The organism is Paenibacillus hunanensis (assembly GCF_034055775.1).
Taxonomy (GTDB): Bacteria; Bacillota; Bacilli; order Paenibacillales; family Paenibacillaceae; genus Saccharibacillus; species Saccharibacillus hunanensis.
In genome coordinates this window covers 2,736,967-2,758,933 of record NZ_CP139194.1, presented here as the reverse complement: position 1 = coordinate 2,758,933, position 21,967 = coordinate 2,736,967, and the positions used below count along the sequence as shown (strand labels likewise).

Here is a 21,967-nt window from a genome sequence, read left to right as displayed (position 1 = left end):
CAATAAATGGTAAATTATAATTGATATCCCAAATCTCTACCATCGATAGCCACGATACCTTCATAAAGGATGTAGCTCAGCAGGTAGTAGCTTTTAGACAGGGATCGGAAGGGAGTTTTGTAAGCGTTATCTTTCGAATAGGAAATGATGGTGAGCGAGGTTGATCGGTCGTACGATTCTGGTTGGCTAGGGCAAAGCCACTTCATCGCAAAGGAGCTACATTTATGAAGGTTAAGCGACTGCTTGCTTGTATGTGCAGTTTAATGCTTGTTCTGACTTGTGTACCGTCTGCTATCCATGCCGAGGAGCAAACAAATGCGGTTCATCCAACACTCATGGGGGAAATGGACGGATTTGTCCGTTTAAGAGGCCCCGATAATATTGGTTATATTACAGGCATCGGCTCGACCGGGAATACGAACTTGTCGCTGGATCTTCCCGTTCCTGAGGGGGAGAGTGTTATTTTGTCGTATGAATGCTTCAATTATCAAAAAGGAATCTGGGAGCCGCGCGATGTCCGTATTATCCATGGCCCATCAGGTGGATTTGAAGGTACACTAAAATCTGATTTTGAACTTGGCTATTTCCGTATTGCTATCAGCTCGACGTATGAGTATATGCCGTCCGGGTATTATCATGCCGAGTTTGTTGCCTGGTAACCGCCGCGATCGTCTTGTCCTATCCATGGTTTCATCGTTTCATACTTTGGCATGACAAAGGAGAATGTAAGATGAAGATCAAAACGGTACCCATGATGTTGGTAGTACTGGCGATGTTGTTTAGTTTGACCGTTGCTCCCCTATCTACCTATGCAGCCTCTTCCTCCGATACCAATCGGCAAGCAAGGTTATTTGGCGAAGTCGAAGACACTTTTACTATCGGTAACAACGAGACCCATCGCGTTGGGCCACTCGCTTCAACTGGCTATGTGAATGTGTGGCTTACATTTCCGCTGGCGGCAGGTGAAAGTCTGAGCTACAAGTATGAGCGTTACAATGAAGAGACTGATACGTGGCAGGTGGTGAACAGCTCCAGTGTAACCGGTCCTTATTCACAATACTTTTTCACTACGAATGATCCTGGATATGACCAGCTCGGCGTCTATCGTCTTGTCTTTACCGCCAACGTAACGGAACCGATAGAAGTATATCTGTACGGCGAATACATGGCATGGTAATGGGGCTTCGTATCATTCCATTCCTGAGCTTGTAGCATTGTAGTAGCACATAGTCAGCGTTTCATATATCACAAAAAGAGGGCTAGCACCGATACCGATGCTAACCCTCTTTGCGATTGCTCTTTTCGATTCCTCTTTCTGATTTTGCGCACAACGATCCTATCTAATGGCTAGTAGACTCAGGATAAATTCCAGCTGATCTGCTGCTCATTCACTCGAACCTGTAGCTGTGATGTATCGTTATACAGTACAAGCTCCAGACCTTGATCGCTATTAAATTGCAGCTTATCGACTACCCATACATTGGCTGGATCAGATCGATGATCATCTGGAATAACTACGGTAGCGATGCCAATCGCCCCATGACTACGAATACCTGCATCGATAATGGAGGTCGGCTGCTTTTGTCCATAGATCGGGGATACCCAGCCTTCTTCGGATACAATGTGTAGCTTATGATCTGGATCCTCTAAGGATGACTGTTCACCTGATGTTGCTAGCGCCCAATACATTCGTGCTGACAGTTCATTTTGCGGATAATCGAGCTGTACTGCCGGTACGATACTCATCTCATGGACATCTGTTAATTCTACGTTTACGTCGGATGGGCGTTCAGCATTTGAATCAGTCGTAGTCATCACGCGAGCTACAGCATCAGGATGTAGCTGGAAGCGCTGGTGTACCTCATGTTCTGCCTGCGCGTCCATCCAATCGACAACGATAAGCAGTGGAACCTGCTTGCCCATCACCAGCCAGCGACGATGCTGAACCGGATCATCCAGACGCATATACCCATCATGAATCGCATCGACCAGCTCATAGTTCGTATGCTTCTCTCGTCGTAACGTCTGACAGGCAGCGGCTGGCTCTGCCCATGCTTGTGTAGAAATATAGGCTGTCTGATCGACACCATCAATCATAATCGTATTATGTGCAGCTGTGCTTTTAAAATAATGTCGCCAGTAGCCTTCCTCATACGTATAACGACCCGGATCAACGAAAAGCAGCTGCCGCTGCCAGTACCATTCAAAGTTCAGCGCATCCGCATGTCCATGCGCTCCCCCCATCGGCGCCGCATCAAAAAATAAATGCTGACCCGGTGACTTCATCATATAATAGCCCGTTTTCGGAAAATCAATACTTTCCACGTCCACCAGTTCCGTCTGCTGTAGTGCCTTATACTTCTCAAAGGTCTCCGCACCAAACATCCATAAAAAATCTGGACTCACTTCACCACGCACGAGTAGATGCTCATCATCCAGGATACCGCCCAGCATGGCGACCCGCGCTCTACCATTACTCACCCATTCCGAATCCCCGATCGCAGTCGAACGATTATCCGGACGAATCATCGCCAGAGTGAATGTAGTCATACGATGCAGCTGCTGTCCATAAGCGGTTGGAAAAGGAAAGCCTGCCAGTCTTCCTAGCAAATACGGCGTACCAAACATCTCGATGCTCGCATCATGGTAATGCGTCGTCAGCTCGCTTTGAATCCCCTCCTCACCGATCTGATGGTACTGACAGAGCTGTAAACGCTCTGTTGCCAGCTGACGCCAGTAGGGTGCTCTCGGATGTTCACTATAGAAGACACCGATCATGAACAATCCCTGCATATGCATCATCGCATGGTTAATTTCCGTTTGCCCGAGATAAGAGGTCAAATATACAGCATGCTGCTCCAGCGCGACTAACAACTCAGCCGTAAATGCTTCGTCGATCTGCTCACTGCGCTGCATATACGCATACGCTGATATCCATGACTGTACACGCAAGCCCGTTTCCAGCAGCCGCCACGGCCCAGGCAATTGGAAAAATGTCGCTTCCTCGTATGGCATCGGTGGCTCAGGCGGTGGATTCTGCACACACCAGCTGCGAAAATGGCGAATGTACGTCTCTACATATTTTTCGTCGCCTGTCATCAGGTATGCTTTGCCTAGATCCAGCATATGCCAGTGACGATTGATTCCCCATGTAAATTCAGGATCAAGTGATGGATTATACAGCCAGTCTACCGGATCGCCCATCGGAATCCATCGTGTCAGATCATTAGTATAGGGCACCATAAACAGATTAAGACACGCCTGATCGGCAATTTGTAGCGTATCCGTAGCTTGTTGTGGATAGTATGTTCGATAAGCTGAAGCTGCCTGTTCTAACTCGTCTGCGTTCAAATAGTATGTTCTTGCACTCATCGCGTAGTCGTCCCCTTCCGATTTGCCAGATTGACGTGCAAAGGACTGACCCCAAGCATAAAGCTGTAGGCCAGTCCAATTCCATTTTCATTCATAAACGTATTCGTACTTCTGAGTCAGCTTATTCGTCCTTGGACAGCTTGCCTTCTAGCTTCGCGGAGCTAAAGCTTGGGTCTGCCTTAATCGTAGTCAAGCCCGAATCTCTAGCTTGCTTGAGTGCTGCATTGTAGCGTGTATTAAGATCATTAATAATTCCATCCACATCGCCACCAGTCAGTACATATTTAACAAAGTCTTCTGTCCATTTTGGCCCTTCGACCTGACTTTCGGTAGCAGACAATGGGTTCGCAGGATACAGTGCATCGTATTTACGAGGCAGGAAGCCAGCAATACCCGGAATCGTCGGTTTGGTTGCATGCTCCAGTACCGTAGGGATCAGCGATACACCATACCCATTTTCATAATATTTCGTTTGCAGGTCTGTGCTGTACACATAGTTCATGAATTTCCATGCTGCATCTTTGTTCGGTGAATCTGCGCTAATACCGATATAGGAACCACCGATCACCTGTACTGCACCTACAATTTTGCCATCCTTAGTTGGCGGTGGAGCCGCAGCCCATTTGACCTGAGTTGGGAACTGATCTTTGTATACGCCAGGCTCGCCTGAGTGGTTGAAGTACATGCCGATCTTACCCTGTGCGAATTGTGCACGCAGCGGATCGATATCCAGACTTTCTACGCCTGGCAGCATGCTACCATCCGTCATCATCTGACGCATAGCCAGCGCGATATCCTTGTACATGCTGAAGTCGAATTCACCTGTCACATAATTATATCCGTCCACGCCAGTCGTTACACCAGCAGGCCCTACAGTGTTCGCTGGACGTCCGAATCCGCTTACACCTTTGAGAGGACTTGCGAAGCCATAGATGCCTTGAGCTTTACCCATGTCGGTAATTTTCTTCGCATCCTGAACCATTTCATCCAGTGTTTTTGGTGGAGCCGAGATGCCCGCCTGTTTGAACAGGTCTTCATTGTAGATCAGGCGCCACGTTTGCCCTGTGTTTGGCAGGGTATAAATTTTGCCGTCAATTTCATTTTTATGATCAATAATAACGTCCTTGAACGTTTGCTTCATTTCATCGCTCATGTAATCATTAATCGGTGTCAGATAGCCTTTTTTCACATACGTTTCAAAATCATCAATTTGCAGTACATCCGGTGCTTGCTTACTTGCAAAGGCAATATCGACCGCCTGCGGGTAGTTGTCACCCATCACATTCATATCGACTTCGATGTTATCCTTGTTCGTCTTGTTAAACTCATCTACCTTGCTCTGCATGAATTCAGCATCATGACGATCCGGAGTCCAGTATACAATTTTAGTTTTGCCACCACTTGATGCGGATGATGAAGAAGTGCTACTGTCTGTTGAACCCGAATTAGAAGAACAGGCAGCCAGTGCTACGACGAGCATTGTACTTCCCACGACTTGTAACCATCTCTTCTGCATTTGCAGTCCCCCCGGATTATGTTTTTTTGGGAGATGAGTCATTCACCTCTTGCTACTAAGAATAACGGGTAAAATCTCACATGTGAGTATGGTATATCGACTACAGTGGGGTGGGAAATTCATCTTTTCTTGGCATTCTGCTGTTCAAAATAATGCTGACGAAACATCGATGGCGTCATGCCGCAATGCTTTTTGAACATTTCGCTAAAATACGGCCGATCCTCATACCCGAGCTTGGAGGAGATGAGCTGCACCTGCATGCCTTCTAACAGCCACTCTTTGGCTTTCTCAATACGCAGAGTAGTCACATAGTTCGCCAGCGTCATCGATGTCTCGCGCTTGAACAGATTTGCCAGATAGCTTGGACTCAAATGCACTGCCCGTGCACAGCTATTTACCGTCAAATCACTGTCCAGATGATCCTCAATATACTGCTTCACCTGATGAATGACGCGCGAATATTCTTTGTTTTGCTGACCGCGAATACATTCACAGCAAAAGGAGCAAAATTCAGTTGTACGATTCATCCATTCGGCAAAGGTCAACAGTGGCAAGCCTTGGATATCTGACAGGCGTTCTGCCAGACCATCACATGGCATGCCCTCCAGCACCTCAAGCATCGTCCGGTAGACGGTCATACAAAGCGTTTTGAATTGCTGCACCATCAGCTCAGGGCGGCAATAATCTGACTGCGACATCCATTCTAAAAACAGCTCATCCAGCCTGTATTCGGTTTGCTCGGTATTGCCAGAGCGCAGCGAATAGAGCAGTGCCTTTTCCTTCTCCGGTGCATAGCGTGGGATATCGCTTGTCTGCTGTGTACGTTCATAGCTGTAACAGCCACCAGTAGAGCTGTAGAAACGGTAGCCAAGCGCGCGATCTGCCTCCTGATACGCATAGGCTAGCTGCGCCGGGCCTTCCTGCACAGTGCTATAGCCAAGCGAGATCGAACCCACGCCATCGCCCTCGATGCAGGCAGCTGCTTCCTGCCATAGCGCTTCCATATCGAGCGAGCGAGAGGAGGGTAACAGCGCGACGATGCGCTGACTGCCATCATGCAGTACGATCCCATCCTCTCGTTCCTCCAATATTTCACGTAGGGCTGTGATCGTATGCTCACTAATCTTGGCAGGTGATTTCTCATTGTCGCCACCTGGCTCGGCATCCAAAATAAGCGTGCGATAGTCCGGAAGCATTTTGTGCAGCTGCCAGTTGTTCCACTGCTGCTCGGTGTCAACCGAAGGCGCTCGATGAAGCAACTTACGCAGGAAATCATCGCGCTGATGGCGACGATTTTGCAATATCTCCATTTCTAGCAGACGCATTTTGGTTGCCTTCTCCGATTCCTCAATGATCGCTTCACGCACCTTCACCACACTCTCAACCACCTGCGCTGGTGTAAAAGGCTTCGATAAATAATCAAAAGCGCCGAGACGTACAGCCTCCTGCGCATAGGCAAAATCGTTAAATCCGCTCATGAAAATCACCTTGCTGGGCAGGTGTTCCTCTATCATTTTACGGATCATATCACAGCCGCCTAGATGGGGCATACAAATGTCAGTCAGGACGATATCTGGACGTAGCTCGCGGATCATCTCCAATCCGCGCTGCCCATCCTCTGCCGTTCCTACAATCTGAATACCATGCTTCTCCCAGGGAATCTGGTAAGCAATTCCGTTAACAACCATCTTAATATCGTCCATCACACACATCGTCAGCATACTCACAGACCTTCCTCCCCGTGAAATGGAATCGTGATCATTACCGTTGTCCGCACATCCGGCGTACTTTCAAAAGACATCGATGCTTCATCCCCATAATTCAGACACAAGCGACTATAAATATTGTACAGCGCATAGCTCGCATGCTTTTGCAGTGGCTGTTCCAGCGTCTGATTCATGACATCTGCATCCAGCCCATGCCCGTTATCCGACACGCTAATTTTAAGATCATTGCCTGTTATCATCGCTTCAATATCAATATGACAGGGCCGCTCCAGATTTTTAAAGCCGTGCAGAATGGAATTTTCGACAAGTGGCTGTAGCATAATTTTCGGTAATAGAGCATCCTGTACCGCTTCATCCATCTGGATCGTATAGGTGAACATGTCCTCGTAGCACTGCTGCTGAAGCAGCATATATTGCTCGACATGGTTCAGCTCCTGCTTGAGCGATGTCATTTCCTGACCGTTATTCAGTCCAAGCTTGAACAGAAGCGACAGCGAGACGATCATCTCCCCTACCTGCTCACTTTGACCAAACTGACTTTTCCATAAAATCGTATTGAGCGTATTGTACAAAAAGTGAGGGTTAATCTGCGCCTGTAGCGCCTTGATCTCATACCGAAGTCGCTCCTGCTCGCTGATCGTATTTTCCTCGATCAGATTCTCGATCTGTCCCATCATCCGGTTGAAGCGATATCCGATCACACTCACTTCATCCTCATACTTACTGGTGAAGCGCGCATCCAGATCATTATTTTCCACACGCTGGATAATGCGATACAGCTTATTCAAGGGACTTAGCAATAGCCGGGTCAATAGACTGGAGAACATAAGCGCGATGATCATACAGACGATCATAATCACCAGAATGAGCCAGCGAATCTCACGCATCTCTCCTAGCAGATTCCCTTTGGACTGCACAGCCACAAGTGACCAGTTCTCATCCAGATTCAGGCGAGCATGGTTAACCAGCTGCTCGTCTTCATCATTATGATATGAAAAGGCACCCTGCTGCTGGCGTCCAAAATCCTCCAGAAAAGCAGTGGTGCTAAAATCGGTCGGTGCCGGACTCACACCTGGCAATATACTCTGACCATGCTGATTCACTAGAAATAATCGAATCTGATCATCCAGCAGATTTTCCCGAATAATATGATTAAAATAGTCCTCACTAAAGTTAACGATAAGATATACATCGGACAGATTATAGCTATTCGTAATCGAGTTCCGTAGCGGACGCACAAGTAGAGTTACGACTTGCTTTTTCCCCTGAAATATTCCATCCTCATGCCCGGACATCCAGCGCACATTCCATGAACGATCCTCCATATCCTTCCCATACAGCTGCCGAAATGAAGAATCGCCCATTAATGCATCCTGAGTGGAATAAAAGTCACCAATTGGCGTAGCCAGCAGCACGGAATCGACTGCTGGCTCGATTTGCTTGAGCTGGGCGAAGGGTGTCTGCATCAGCGACAGATCGGTATAAAATCGCGAGCCGTCTTTATTCCGCACATCGGTCATCACCCGGCTATACGTTTCACTCATCATGAGCGAGTAGCTTGCTACAATCATATGACGCATGCTCTCATCCAGCGTTTGTACCGTTTTGTTCAGCATCGTCTGCTTGAGCTGCAAGGCATTTTGCTCGATCACCTTGGCAGCAAAATTATAGGCAAAGCCTCCGGTGGCACTGATGCACAAAAAGGTGAGCAATATATACAAAATATGAATGCGACTTTTGAGCGATAGCTTGTAAAACCCCTTGCTCATTCCTCATCATCCTTTTACTGCTCCAAGAGTGACCTGCATGAAGGACTTGTTCGCAAATACATACACGACAAGCAGTGGCAGGATAGATATACACGCACCGGTCAGCATGAGCTGTGATTCGGACGCTGCACCAAAGCCATAGCGTAGATTGGACAAGCCAACCGGTAGCGTTTGGAGGTCTGGATTACTCAACGTGAACACGAGCGGCAAAATGTATTCATTCCATGAGTTCTGGAACACACCCAGTCCTGCGACAGCCAGTGCTGGACGCAGCAGTGGCAAAATAATACGCCAGAACACCGATGCAGGGTGACATCCATCAATCCATGCTGCTTCATCCAGTTCACGAGGAATGTTTCTCAGGAAGCCGATCATAATGAAATACGTCGCCGCATGGGCGCTAATAAGAATAAGAATGACACCCCATAGGGATTTTTGCAACCCTAACACAACCATCAGATCGAACTGCGGACGCAGGACAACCGCGCCAATCGAAATGAATAATGTGCTCGCCATCAGACCTGTATAGATCCCTTTGCCCGGAAACTTCGCCCGATCGACCGCATAGGCAGCCATCGAGGATACGAGCAGTGTTCCAATCGTCGTCATCACACTGACAAACAGGCTATTCCAGGTAAAGCGTGAAAAGTTAGCTTTCGTCCAGGCGGTCACGTAATTGCTAAACTGCCATACATCCGGCAAAATATGTGCGCCACTCGTCAGCTCTAGATTGGTCATAAACGAACCCGAGACGACGATAACAATCGGAAATAGCGTTACAGCAGCTGTAATTAGCAGAAACACCCACAGAAGGGTTTTGCCCGTATATTTGATGACCATGTCGATTCCCCTCCTGATCGTTTAGTACATTTTATTCAGCTTACGCGACAGATAGAAGTACAGAATGGTCACGATACCGACGATGATTGCCGTCACAAAGCCGACTGCACTTCCATAGCCAAGCTGCTGCTGAACCGGTGCCTCTGGTGAAACCGGGAAAAGCAGCTTGAACAGGTACAGATACATGACCTCGGTCTTGCCATACGGACCGCCCTCGGTCAATACCATAATACTTTCGTAGCCCTTGAGCGAGATCGTGATCGCAAGCATAATAATCATCTGCATCACCGGGCCAAGCAGTGGAATCGTAATGCTCCATAGCTTACGAACCTCACTTGCTCCATCTAGTGAAGCCGCTTCATACAGATCCTCTGGAATACCTTGAAGCCCGGCAAGGAATAATAGCATATAGTTCCCGACAGCACCCCAGATGGCGATCATAATTGTCGTGAGCATTGCATAATCTGGCCCCAGCCAGCTGATCGGTGCCCCGATAATATGGAATTTTAATAGAAATTGATTTAACACACCGTTATACGAGTTGAAAATAATGAAGAAAACAATCGACATTACCGAGGCACTAAATACGGTCGGTAAATAGTAGATCGCTCTTAGCACCGTACGTCCTCTCAGCTTACGATTCAGAATAAATGCCAGAATCAATGATAGTGGAATGGTTACAATCAACTTACCTGCTGCATAAATGCCTGTATTCACAACGGATTGCCAGAACTCCGCATCACGCAGCAAGCGGGCAAAGTTACCGAATCCGACAAAGATCGGATCACCATATCCCTGATAGTTGTAGAACATATACCGTAGCGCCCACAGCAGCGGATACACACCCAGCACAAGCGTCAGAAATACGCTAGGAAAAATAAACAGATATGCCGTTCTCTTATTCACTGTAACCTTCCCCCTTTATGTCTGTTGAAGAAAGTATACGGGAGGGTAGGAAGGTAGTGAGATAGGAAAATCAACTTTATGGTGTAGGATAATCTGACTTTGATGAGGGAATAATTACAACGAATTGACATTGACGAGAACACGGATGATGGCGAGTTGTTCGGGTTGCAATAGGGGCATTTTATGTTCAATCAAATGGTTGACTAGAGCTTGATCAATAAATGGGATGACAAATAGTAACAGTTCATAGGTTATTTCTTGTGTCATTAGCAGTTCTGCTACTGCTGGTTCGGGCAATAACGAGAGGATTTCGGCTAGTTTTTGCTGGTTCGTGTATTGTTGCCAGTGTTTTGTGACGAAGGACTGGAGCTGGTCAGGTGCTATAAATGGTGCGATGGTGGACATTTGCTGGATGGTAATCTGGTGTTGATGTTCGCTGACATATTGATGCAATCGCTCATCATAGTATGGAGCGATACGGATGACGGTTAGGATGTGATCGATAGTTAGTGGATCATCTCCGCAAACGATTGCATACAAAGCATCTTCAGTTAGGAATGGTGCGAGTTCGGTTAGAGCTTTGGCGTTCTCCGCCAGTGAATCAGCATGCAATCCAGTGATATGGATGAGCGTTTCCTGATCTACTAACGGTGCCAATTGAATGATTTGTGCTAAAGTTAACGCCTGTAGGTCATCAGAGAAAGATGATTTTTCATCTTCCAGTGCAATAATTGCATCGATTTGCACTGAATTTGCTGATGTGTGGAGAGGCATTTGGGTAGTTTGTCCGGGTGCGAATTGGTGTAGTAATTCGTCGGAAAGTTCCGTATTCTCGCCAAGTAACATAGCGATGTCAATATGTAGTAATTTGGCAAGTTTGATCATTGTATAGATATCGGGCAGCGATTTGCCGGTTTCCCATTTGGAGACCGCCTGAGGTGTGACGTGCATATAGTCGGCAAGCTCCAGTTGAGTAAGATTCTGTTGCTTACGATAGTTAGCGATTGTCGCACCGATTAATATTGAATCCAGCATGATAATAAACTCCTTTCCATTACATTGGAATATGTGAACATTTGTATGGATGTAAGCCAATATAAACGAAGTGATTAAGGAAATGGGGCAACTTATTGTATGAGTGATTTTTGAATACAGGTTAAATAAACAGGCATTTGAGCAACGTAAAATGGCTTACTGCTTACGGTGTTAGTGAACATTTAGTAGGAGATACGACTGAAAATAATATCGCTATCCAGCATAAATGACTGTCTATTTTGGAAACTAACCATCTACCTTATATTCCTATACAAATCTATCATGTACCAGAGGCAAAATAGATCCGTTTCCTACCTCTTGCTGCGTTAGTAGCATCGCCATGTACATAGCCGCCCATCACTTATTTTTATTTTAGCGACCATAGGCAAAGATGTACAACAACCTGTAGTTGAGTAGTCAAACAACTACAGGTTGCTTGACTTCATAGATGGGGACAGTCGGATCGATTCACTTATTAAAGTCGTATTTTAACAGAATATTGCAGCACAGGATTCGTTCCATAATTTCATATATTTACCTCCTTTTATTTTTGTAAGCGCTATCTTATAATCAATTGCGTAAACGTTTGCACAATTTCATACCACTTGAGGAGGACGAATGATGCACGTAAGATTGGGTCAACATATGAAGCGGTCCGTAGCAGCTTGGATTGCACTATTGATGGTGATGGCTGTACTGTTTGGGGGCTTTGGTCCGACTACACATGCAGCGGATAATTCTGTGACCGTCTATTATAAAAAAGGCTTTGCTTCGCCGTACATACATTATCGGCAAGCCGATGGCAACTGGACGACAGCGCCCGGCGTGAAAATGGCAGATGCTGAGGTAAGTGGCTATACGAAGGCAACGATCAATATTGGCACCTATACTCAGCTCGAAGCTGTATTCAACAATGGCAATGGCACATGGGATAACAATAGCTCCAAGAACTATCTGTTCAACACAGGCACATCGACCTTCACACCTGGTGCAAATGGTGCAGCAGGTACGATTACTGCTGGTGCTCCATCTGGCTCTACGACACCAACCGATCCGTCCACTCCTCCTTCCGATAATTTTGGACCGGTCGATTGGAGTAAACGCAGCATTTATTTCATCATGACTGATCGCTTCAGCAATGGTGATACGAGTAATGATAACTATGGCGGCTTTAATTCCAACAAGAGCAATCCGGGTCAATGGCACGGTGGCGACTTCCAGGGCATTATTAACAAGCTCGATTACATCAAAAATATGGGCTTCACTGCCATCTGGATCACACCAGTAACGATGCAAAAGAGTACGTATGCTTACCACGGCTATCACACCTATGACTTCTACTCTGTCGATGGTCACCTCGGCAATATGGCGAAGTTCCAGGAGCTAGTACGTACTGCACATAGCAAAAATATCGCTGTTATGCTTGATGTAGTTGTGAACCATACGGGCGATTTCCGTCCGAACAATGGTACAGCCAAAGCGCCATTTGATCAGGCAGATTGGTACCATAACGCTGGCGATATTACACAAAATGACTATAACACCAACAATCAGTCCCGTATCGAAAATGGCGATGTAGCGAGCCTGGACGATCTCAAGCAAGAGAATCCAGCTGTAGCGACCGAGCTGAAGAACTGGGGTAAATGGATCATCCAGCAATCTGGTGTGGATGGATTGCGCGTCGATACAGCGAAGCATGTACCAAAATGGTTCCTGAAGGACTTCGATAGCGCAGTGAACACCTTCACCATCGGTGAAATATTCAACGGCGATCCAGCCTATGTTGGCGATTACACCAACTATCTGGATGCAGCACTCGACTTCCCAATGTACTATACCATTCGTGACGTATTTGCCAAGGATGGCTCGATGAATCTGATCAAGGATCGCTATGCACAGGATAATCGCTACAAAAACGCTAATCTGAACGGTACATTTATCGATAACCACGATGTGAAGCGTTTCTTGAATGAAGCATCCGGCAAACCAGGTGCATCATATGACAAATGGCCTCAGCTAAAAGCAGCGCTTGGCTTCCTGCTCACCTCGCGTGGGATTCCGATTGTGTATCAAGGTACAGAACAGGGCTTTAGCGGTGGCGATGATCCAGCGAACCGTGAAGATATGACCTTTGACACGAACAATGAGCTGTACAAGTATATTGCCAAATTAAATGCTGTTCGTAATGCTCACCCAGCCCTGCAAAATGGCACCCAAAAGGAAAAATGGTCAGACAATACCGTATACGGCTTCCAGCGTACGAACGGCTCTGACGATGTTGTTGTACTGATCAACAACTCGTGGAACAGCGAGACACGCACCATTCCGAATCTGGATAACTTCGGTAATGGCACAGCACTGAAAAACCAACTTGGTACCGATTCGGTAACGGTAAATGGGGGTTCGATCACGATTACACTCGCACCGAAAGAAGTTAAAATTTTGAGCAAGTAATGGAGCAAGCTGTTCAGTATAGGCTGAATATAGAGGCTGCATAATAGCGACTTTGTATAGAAGCTTTGCATCAAGACCTCAGACTTCATATAGAAGTTTTGCTGGATCTGTCTCCATTCGATTTCCGCTTAAATTGCTAATTGAACTACCAATGTTGGAATATCTGCGCTATGGTCTAATCAAAATAACCTGCTTGTACGCATTAGCGACAGGCAGGTTATTTTGATTCACTTGAACTGAACTTGCGCTTATAGCATAAGTCTACGTATTACCTTACGCTTCCGGTATTAGCAATCTCCTGTGTGAGCGACCTCCTGTGTGAGCGACCTCCTAATACGCAGTTCAATATGAAAGGATTTTTGCAAAGCAGAATCTCTTACTGCTTCTAGTGTGCGTGGCTTCCTAAAACCAGTTTCAACAAAAGGTGATTTTTACACAGCACAATATGTTGCTATTTCCAGATTAAGCACTTTGAAAATCTACAGTTATTCCACACTAACTCTATTTATGCAATTGTGCAAACTCAGTAGCGGTCGCATAGCCGTAAATCCAGTAATCCCCCTGCTCAGACGTATAAGGAATACCGCATTCCTGCAACAAAGTGACAAATGCAGCTTCAATATCGATCAGCTCATCTGCTACAAGACGCCCGCGAGCTTCCAATCGTCTCGGCTTAATCCGAATCCACTCCACATCAAATGCCGGATGCTGCCAATCGCAAAATTGTGCATCGTCTGAATCATCGCCAAGTATAGCGAGCCAATCACCAAGATAGCTTACATCCTGTTCAAATCGCTCCGGTTCAGGCTTTGGCGACAATACTTTTTTCACCTGAAATGCGGGTGGGAATGGTAATCGACTGTATACACCGGATTTTAGCTGTTCCCAGCGTGTATCGTTCATCACCGACGTTAATCCACGGCGCTCAACTTCCTGTATCACTTTCTTTTTGTAACGTATGTAATCCATCTGCTGTGCTCCTTTCTATCTGCTCATTTGATGCTTAGCTCTGAATGTATGTTAATATAGAAGCTAGGGATTTGATTGTACATTATAGCTAGAGATCAACTGCTCGCGATATTATGTTATTTTAATTTTACTATACCAGTCATTCCCTACGAGCAAAAGAAAGGAACTTACTATGAACTCCAATCATTCCGAACACGACAACAACTCCCACAAATCTAACTACACAGAAGATCACATAAAAAGTACACCTGCTCCCCCTGCATCTCTAAACGTCAATCCATCCACACATCATACAATTCACTCGACGTACACTGAATCTACGATTCAAGCTGCCTACACATTGCTTCGGCTGTATACACAAATGGCTCAAGAGCTTTGTAACACTCTTGCTGCATCATATCCCGAACAATCCGCAATCGCCAAACTGCCATACCTACCAGATTGCACTTCGTTTGAACCGCTATTCGATCTGATGGATGAGCAGGAGTACGATACCGACCCGGATCTCTTTTATAAAAATGAGAATTGGTTCATTTTTCCTCACGGTGAACATTGCCTGTTTGTAAGCAGCTCGGGCATTTCAATTGAGGTACATATTTATGATTACCGCTGGATTGACGCTGGCTTTTTTAATAATTTTGTAAAAAGTATCTCACAAGCTACCAGCCATCCATATAGCGAGCTTGCACAGAAGCTGATCACAGCGATTGCTCCAGCCGATTTTCAATCATTCTGTGCATTGCTAAAGTATTTGTCTGCACAGGGAAAGTTGCTCCAGCACGATGCTGTGAATTTTAGTCTGGCATAATATAATGCTCAATCAGTAAACGCCCCACCAGCAACTAATGATCCTACTAAATCCCTCATTGCCAGAAGCAAGAGGGATTCTTATCTTTTATATACCATGTGCTAAATAGCAATCTGCTACATGTACGATCTGTATGATCATTTAACAAGACATTCTGGACGAAAACAACTTTGACGACGCTGTAAAACCAACGTCTATACCCGCTCTGCCACTAGCAAATGATACGGACGATATTCATGAAATGACATTTCAATTAGCAACTGCGACATCGGCATATCATCGATAATCGCTTTACGTTTAGCTTTCAAAATAATCTGCTCAATATCCGCATAACTGCATCCGTCCATCCATTCGGCTGCCCACTGATCCAAACCTTGCTGACGTGGGAAATCGCCGCATAGACGAGCAATGTATTCCAGTCGCAAAGCCGCTGCTGGATTGCCGTAGATCATCTTCGTATCAAATCGACGCCAGATCGCATTATCCAGCTCCGTTTCTAGATTGGTTGCAGCGATAAAGATGCAGTGCTCGGGAAACTCATCCAGACATTGCAGCAGCGTATTCACAACACGCGCCATTTCTTTTACTTCATCATTGTTATCTCGCGTACGGGCAACGGCATCGAATTCATCCATAAACAATACACAAGGCTCCATCCGTGCATATTCAAAGATTTTGCGCACATTACTGCCTGTCTCACCGAGATGAGCATGAATTAACGCATCCAATCGCACCGTTACGAGCGGTAGCTCTAGCTTATGCGCCAGATGAAAAGCAGTCAGCGTTTTACCTGTACCAGGAGGCCCGAACATCATGATTTTGTTCGGTACAGGCACATCATGCAGCGCGAATTTGTCCTTCATGTTCACGATTTTCAAGAATTCTTCGGTAATGATACGATTTTCCGGTGACAGCACAATATGCCGCGCACGCTGTCCGCATTCTTTTACACTATATACCGATGCCATTTCAATCCCTTTGGTTAGCGGCATCTTGCCGTAATTGCGGCGATTTTTACTCATGGATGCTGTTCTCCTTTTTCTTTGCTATACCATAACTTTTCGATACGATAGCTATATTGACGCTGAACGATCGCACTCACCCAAAGAAAGGCAATGGATCATTCAACTCGCGCCAATTGCCGTTTAATTCGTCTCGTGTGAGTAAGACTTCATCCAGACTACTCTCAATCTGCTCCCGATCCATATCGATCCCGATAAATACGAGCTTCGTTACGCGATCTCCCCACTTCTCGTCCCAATCCGGCGTACGCGGCACCTCGCCGCCAAAATGATAATCCAGCTCCTCCTGACCGAGTGCCGCCACCCATAGCCCTGCTGGCGATAGCTGCTTCGACGTTCCCGCATGGCTAAAGGAAACAGCCATATGATTACGTGTTGCCAGCCACATCAGCCCCTTGGAGCGAACGATGGAGTTTGGATAGTTCTGCACCCATTTCAATAATCGCTCGGGGTGAAAAGGAATTTTACGACGATATACAAATGAACTGATGCCGTATTCCTCTGTCTCTGGCGTATGTTCCTCCTTGAGCAGCTCCTGAATCCAACCCGCCGATTGGCTTGCCTTTTCAAAGTCGAAAAGACCTGTATTTAAAATTGCGGTCGGATCAATCTGTCCATGTGTAGCATGTATGAGACGTGCTTCGGGCTGCATCGCGCGTAATGCCTTTTCCAGACGCTCCAGCTCCGCTGGTGTCACCAGATCGACTTTATTTAGTATAAGCACATCGCAAAACTCCACCTGATCGGTAAGCAAATGCACAATGCCCCTTGTATCATCGTCTCCTGCTGCCTGTCCGCGATCCATTAGACTTTCACGTGAGTAATAATCCTTCCAGAATTGAGCCGCATCTACAACGGTTACCATCGTATCGAGTCGGGTCAAGCGAGTTAGATCGACCCCATTTTCTTCATCTACATACGTAAATGTCTGTGCGACAGGAACGGGCTCGCCGATACCTGTCGATTCGATCAGGATATAATCGAATTTTTCCTCACGAGCAAGCTTCTCTACCTCTAGTAGCAGGTCTTCACGCAACGTACAGCAGATGCATCCATTCGACATCTCCACGAGCTTCTCATCTGTTCGTGATAATCCACCGCCATCACGAATCAGATCCGCATCGATATTCACCTCGCCCAGATCATTAACGATCACAGCAACACGCAGTCCTTGCCGATTATTGAGCACATGATTCATAATCGTTGTTTTCCCAGCTCCTAGATAACCACTCAATACCGTAACGGGAATTCTACGATCCTGCTTCATCGCTGTCATGTACATCCACCTTTCCTTTCGGAGGAGTTCTATTTTCTAATCATTTCTAGCTTCTAATTGTTTTGTTGTACCTGCTAGTCATTTATATTCACAAAAAGCGTAATTATTACGATTATTAACTGAAGATAAACAAGCTCAAGCCGAATGCACAGGCCATGGTAATGGATTCGAGAATGCAGCCCAATTCTGCTCCAGCTCTCCATCTGTTAATAGACACTCATCCAGCTCGGCTTCCAGCTGCTCTCGCTCCATCCCGATTCCGATCATAACCAGCTCTGTCAGACGATCACCCCAGCGCTCATCCCAGCGTTCACGTACATCAGGCTCTTCTTCCAGAATCGTCTGCTGTTCATCGATCGGCAATGCCGCAACCCACAGCCCAGCTGGTCCAAATTGAATCGACGGCCCTGCCTGACTGAGACTTGCTGCAAGGTCGCCTTCTGCTGCCAGCCATACTAATCCTTTCGCGCGTACAACCTCTTCTGGCCATTCACTCATATACTGTGCAAGACGCTCGGGGTGAAACGGACGACGGCGGCGATATACAAAAGAACCAATTCCATACTCTTCCGTCTCCGGTGTATGCTCATCCAGCTCCAGCTCTCGAATCCAGCCTGCCGACTGACTCGTCTTCTCAAAATCGAATAAGCCTGTGTTCAAAATTTCCGCTGGATCGATCTGTCCATGTGTAGTGCGAATGATCTTAGCCGCTGGCTGAAGCTGACGAATCACCTGCTCCAGGCGCTCTAGCTCCTGTGGCTCGATTAGATCACATTTGTTCAGCAGTAATACATCACAGGTTTCAATCTGATCAATCAGCAGATCAACCACATCGCGTGTATCATCCGTCCCTGTTGCCTGACCACGCTGTAATAACGTCTCACCCGATTCATAATCATGCCAGAACCGATTCGCATCCACCACCGTTACCATGCAATCCAGATAAGCAAGTCCCGTCAGATCAATCCCCGATTGTTCATCCGCATACGTGAACGTCTGTGCGACAGGCACAGGCTCGCTAATCCCTGTCGATTCGATCAATATATAATCGAATCTGCCTTCAAGCGCCAGCTTCTGCACTTCCTGTAGCAGATCATCTCGTAGTGTACAGCAAATGCAGCCATTGGACATCTCAACGAGCTTTTCCTCCGTACGCGATAGCGCTCCCTGCTCCTTCACAATCGCTGCATCAATATTAATTTCACTCATATCATTCACGATCACAGCAACTTTAAGCCCCTGCCGATTGTTCAAAATATGATTCAATACAGTCGTCTTACCTGCACCTAAGTATCCGCTCAGCACCGTCACCGGTAGTCTTTTCCCAGCCATATTCATTCTCCTTAATAGTAAATATTACGATTAATATGTAACAATATATGCCTGTTTGAATCTTTTGTCAACCTCATCGGTTGCTTCATACAGGCATATGTAGTAGATTAGGCGCTTGCTATCGGCTATGTTGAGTGTAGGTAATACATTGACGATCTTCGCTAGTTATCTTCAACGAATGAACAGCTATGCTTAAAACGATAGCATAGGCAGAGTTATCATTTATTCCTTCTCATGCAGACACATCTGGATAAAAGCATTCAGGCTCTCTGCCTCAACCGAACGATTATTCCAATCATGCCAGAAATACAGAATCTGCCCGTAATTCCCATCGTCGGCAGGGTCCATGTCTATACACACATAGTCACCAGAGCCGTTGGTCGCAAACGGAATCCACGCTGGATTCCACAGCATCGGCTTGATCGCCGAATCATTTTCTGCTTCTTCCCCATCCGGGTCATATTCTTCCTGCAAAAAGGTCCATGTCTCGATAATTTTCCGAATCGGTGAAAAGGTCAGGTTCCGCAGCAATGGCATCGTCTCCAGCCTATCATTTTGCCCGTCATGCACTCGATACCATTCTCGTAGTTGATCTGGAAGCTCTATATTTAAGCGTTCCTCCAGCTCATCCAGCTCATACTTGCGTGCTCCACTTCGCAAACAGAGCTGCTCCAGCTTGCACTTGTTCATTTTCATCGCATGCTGCTGCACCGCCTTCCATAGATGCTCTGCAAATTGATGATTGATCATAACTTGCCTCCTTATTTGATGTTGTTTTGCCCGTGATCCGTACTCTGGATGTCATATTGTTCCTCTCAAGCATATCAGTAAAAAAAGATTTTGACAGCTACCTCGGAGGGGTTTAAAATTTCTTTTTTTCTGGGTTTTGGTTTTATTATTATGAATTTTTCATATAGTGTAATTTTCATTTATCTGGATTGAGGTTTACCAATAGTAGGTAGGGTTTAATTTGCGAGGCTTGGAGAATTATTTGGTTGTATTTTCTTTCCTCTTATGATTTGCTTGATAGGTAGCTTCGTCTTGTTCTGACTAGCGAAATAGTGCTGTTTTCTCGGTTTACGCTAGCATTTAAGTTCTTGCTTTTACAAATTCACCCTCCCCTGCTCTCTGCTCTCTGCTCTCTGCTCTCTGCTCTCTGCTCTCTGCTCTCTGCTCTCTGCTCTCTGCTCTCTGCTCTCTGCTCCAATTGTAAAGGGCTTTTTATAAAGTCAAGGTATGTTAATTCATTATGCATTCTTTATTGTGAATTTTTCATGTGTTGATCTTACAGAAGATAATTACACCTCGCCAACAACTCCCAATCTAAAGCAAAAAAGGACTTCGACGCATCCATAGATACAGCCGAAGTCCCTTCAATTGCTCATTTCCCTTACGATTTCATCGGATCTTCTAATCTATTCCTGTCACTTTACATGACTTCTTTTTATATTATTCTACATCTACCTCTGGTCATCGACTCATGCCCTGCTTACTGCCAAGCTGTTGTAATCTCCTGCTTCAGATCCTCCAGAATCTTCTCCTTATCATCACGGTAAAACATATTGTACGTGTCAAAAGGAATAATGCGGCCATCGGGATGGGCGATGTGTACACAGGACTTTTTAACCGAGCGTACATCAAAGTTATACGCATCCAGGAACTGCATAATAATGACGCGGAATACGTTGTCGTAGACGATGTGCTCAGGTACAGCCGCAAGCGGTAGGCAGCAGAGCAGACTTTTCAGCGATAATGCAGACGATACGGGTGAATGCCCGGTCGACAACAGCTCGAACAGCTTACCGCGAATGATTGGATCATTTTCAAATACGATCGTATTGCTATCACCTTCCAGCAAAATCTGCGGATCGATCATACGCGTGAGCGGCAGCACTTCTCCATCCAGCTTGAGCGCATAGCCCATCGCTAGCGAATCAGGGTGACACGGTACAGGTAAAATATCGTCCGAATTGAACACACCCGATTGATCGATAATCATCTGGCGCACTTCACTCACTGTCAGACGATCGGTTGATGGGTCATAGCCTTCCAGTCGTCCTGCCGCCTGAATTGGCTGAATCGTTACCCCTCGCACCGCTGGCTGCTCTAAACCATATTGAATGATCGTACCGATCTCCTGATCATTCAGACCTTTTTTCAACGTAACTACGAGTGTAGTCGACAGATTGAACTCATTTAAATGAGCAATCGCCTGTTCGCGGATGGAGCGCAGATCAGCACCACGTAGTTCTTTTAGCACCGAAGCCTCCATACTATCGAATTGCAAATAAATCTCGAACCCCGGCATATATTCTGCCATTCGGCGCACAAACTCCCGATCCTTTGCAATCCGAATACCGTTCGTATTGACCATAATATGCTTGATCGGACGCGCCTTACACATATCCAAAATTTCAAAAAAATCAGGATGCGTTGTCGGCTCGCCACCGCTAATCTGTACGATATCCGGCTCGCCTTCATTTTCTACAATGCGATCCAGCATGAAGGCGATCTGCTCCAGCGAACGATACGAGGTACGATGTGGCGATGACTCAGCAAAGCAGATTGGACATTGCAAATTACAATGATCCGTAATCTCCAGCAGGGTCAGACAGCTATGCTGCTCATGATCCGGGCATAGACCGCAATCATATGGACAGCCGTATTTGATCGGTGTATTCCATATTTGTGGCATTTCGGATGGCTTGATAAACTCACGTGTACGATGATAATAATCGACATCGGTGGAGATCAGTACCTTTTCAGGGCCATGGATCAGGCAGCGCTTTTGCATATAGATCCGACCGTTTTCTTCAATAATCTTCGCTTCCACCTTACGATAGCAGGTGGAGCAGATGCTATTCGTTAATTCATGGTAGAGATATGGACGATTTTTAGGCATTATGTATTCCTCCTTTAAGCAAGTCTGTACATGTTGAAT

At 46.2% G+C, this 21,967-nt stretch carries 16 protein-coding genes and 1 pseudogene; 4 read left to right on the top strand and 13 right to left on the bottom strand.

Annotated features, from left to right (window positions below):
• Positions 1-224: 224 nt before the first annotated feature.
• Both SK066_RS11210 and SK066_RS11205 read left to right on the top strand, forming a co-directional pair.
• Positions 225-659 carry a hypothetical protein gene (locus SK066_RS11210; protein ID WP_188777532.1) on the top strand — a complete coding sequence of 145 codons (435 nt, stop codon included), beginning with the start codon at positions 225-227 and terminating at the stop codon, positions 657-659.
• 71 nt (positions 660-730) lie between these two features.
• On the top strand, positions 731-1,177 hold the full coding sequence (locus tag SK066_RS11205) for a hypothetical protein (protein ID WP_320544714.1): 447 nt from the start codon (positions 731-733) through the stop codon (positions 1,175-1,177).
• Between the two features lie 179 nt (positions 1,178-1,356).
• Here SK066_RS11205 and SK066_RS11200 read toward each other — a convergent pair whose 3' ends face one another.
• From SK066_RS11200 to SK066_RS11170, 7 genes are all read right to left on the bottom strand, one after another.
• Positions 1,357-3,372: an alginate lyase family protein gene (locus SK066_RS11200; RefSeq protein WP_320544713.1), complete on the bottom strand. Its 2,016-nt coding sequence runs from the start codon at positions 3,370-3,372 to the stop codon at positions 1,357-1,359.
• A gap of 121 nt (positions 3,373-3,493) precedes the next feature.
• Positions 3,494-4,888: an ABC transporter substrate-binding protein gene (locus tag SK066_RS11195; RefSeq protein ID WP_320544712.1), complete on the bottom strand. Its 1,395-nt coding sequence runs from the start codon at positions 4,886-4,888 to the stop codon at positions 3,494-3,496.
• A gap of 119 nt (positions 4,889-5,007) precedes the next feature.
• Entirely contained in the window at positions 5,008-6,609 is a 1,602-nt protein-coding gene (locus SK066_RS11190) for a response regulator (protein WP_320544858.1), read from the bottom strand.
• A 2-nt stretch (positions 6,610-6,611) separates the two neighbouring features.
• Positions 6,612-8,384, bottom strand: a complete 1,773-nt coding sequence (locus SK066_RS11185; RefSeq protein ID WP_320544711.1) for a cache domain-containing sensor histidine kinase — start codon at positions 8,382-8,384, stop codon at positions 6,612-6,614.
• Positions 8,385-8,390: 6 nt separating this feature from the next.
• A complete protein-coding gene (locus SK066_RS11180; protein WP_188777544.1) occupies positions 8,391-9,224 on the bottom strand; it encodes a carbohydrate ABC transporter permease in 834 nt (277 codons plus the stop codon).
• A 21-nt stretch (positions 9,225-9,245) separates the two neighbouring features.
• Positions 9,246-10,130: a carbohydrate ABC transporter permease gene (locus SK066_RS11175; protein WP_188777546.1), complete on the bottom strand. Its 885-nt coding sequence runs from the start codon at positions 10,128-10,130 to the stop codon at positions 9,246-9,248.
• Between the two features lie 114 nt (positions 10,131-10,244).
• Positions 10,245-11,165, bottom strand: coding sequence for a helix-turn-helix domain-containing protein (locus tag SK066_RS11170; protein ID WP_320544710.1), 921 nt, complete (start codon positions 11,163-11,165; stop codon positions 10,245-10,247).
• A gap of 732 nt (positions 11,166-11,897) precedes the next feature.
• Here SK066_RS11170 and SK066_RS11165 point away from each other — a divergent pair.
• Positions 11,898-13,619 (top strand): annotated as a pseudogene (locus tag SK066_RS11165) (alpha-amylase family glycosyl hydrolase); the annotation flags it as partial.
• Between the two features lie 501 nt (positions 13,620-14,120).
• On the opposite strand, the gene SK066_RS11160 reads toward SK066_RS11165, so the two are convergent.
• Complete coding sequence (locus SK066_RS11160; protein ID WP_320544709.1) at positions 14,121-14,588, bottom strand: DUF6678 family protein; 468 nt, start codon at positions 14,586-14,588, stop codon at positions 14,121-14,123.
• Positions 14,589-14,949: 361 nt separating this feature from the next.
• Between SK066_RS11160 and SK066_RS11155 the strand changes: the two genes are divergently transcribed.
• A complete protein-coding gene (locus tag SK066_RS11155) occupies positions 14,950-15,396 on the top strand; it encodes a hypothetical protein (protein ID WP_320544708.1) in 447 nt (148 codons plus the stop codon).
• 194 nt (positions 15,397-15,590) lie between these two features.
• On the opposite strand, the gene SK066_RS11150 is transcribed toward SK066_RS11155, so the two are convergent.
• The 5 genes from SK066_RS11150 to SK066_RS11130 all read right to left on the bottom strand — a co-directional run bounded on the left by SK066_RS11150 (position 15,591) and on the right by SK066_RS11130 (position 21,928).
• The gene (locus SK066_RS11150) at positions 15,591-16,418 is read right to left on the bottom strand and encodes an AAA family ATPase (protein WP_320544707.1); all 828 of its coding nucleotides are present in this window, start codon (positions 16,416-16,418) and stop codon (positions 15,591-15,593) included.
• Positions 16,419-16,494: 76 nt separating this feature from the next.
• The gene (locus tag SK066_RS11145) at positions 16,495-17,694 is read right to left on the bottom strand and encodes a GTP-binding protein (RefSeq protein WP_320544706.1); all 1,200 of its coding nucleotides are present in this window, start codon (positions 17,692-17,694) and stop codon (positions 16,495-16,497) included.
• 135 nt (positions 17,695-17,829) lie between these two features.
• Positions 17,830-19,026, bottom strand: a complete 1,197-nt coding sequence (locus SK066_RS11140) for a GTP-binding protein (RefSeq protein WP_320544705.1) — start codon at positions 19,024-19,026, stop codon at positions 17,830-17,832.
• 222 nt (positions 19,027-19,248) lie between these two features.
• On the bottom strand, positions 19,249-19,776 hold the full coding sequence (locus SK066_RS11135) for an SMI1/KNR4 family protein (protein WP_320544704.1): 528 nt from the start codon (positions 19,774-19,776) through the stop codon (positions 19,249-19,251).
• Positions 19,777-20,515: 739 nt separating this feature from the next.
• Positions 20,516-21,928 (bottom strand): radical SAM protein, encoded by a 1,413-nt coding sequence (locus SK066_RS11130; RefSeq protein WP_250344848.1) that lies wholly within the window; start codon positions 21,926-21,928, stop codon positions 20,516-20,518.
• Positions 21,929-21,967 lie beyond the last annotated feature (39 nt).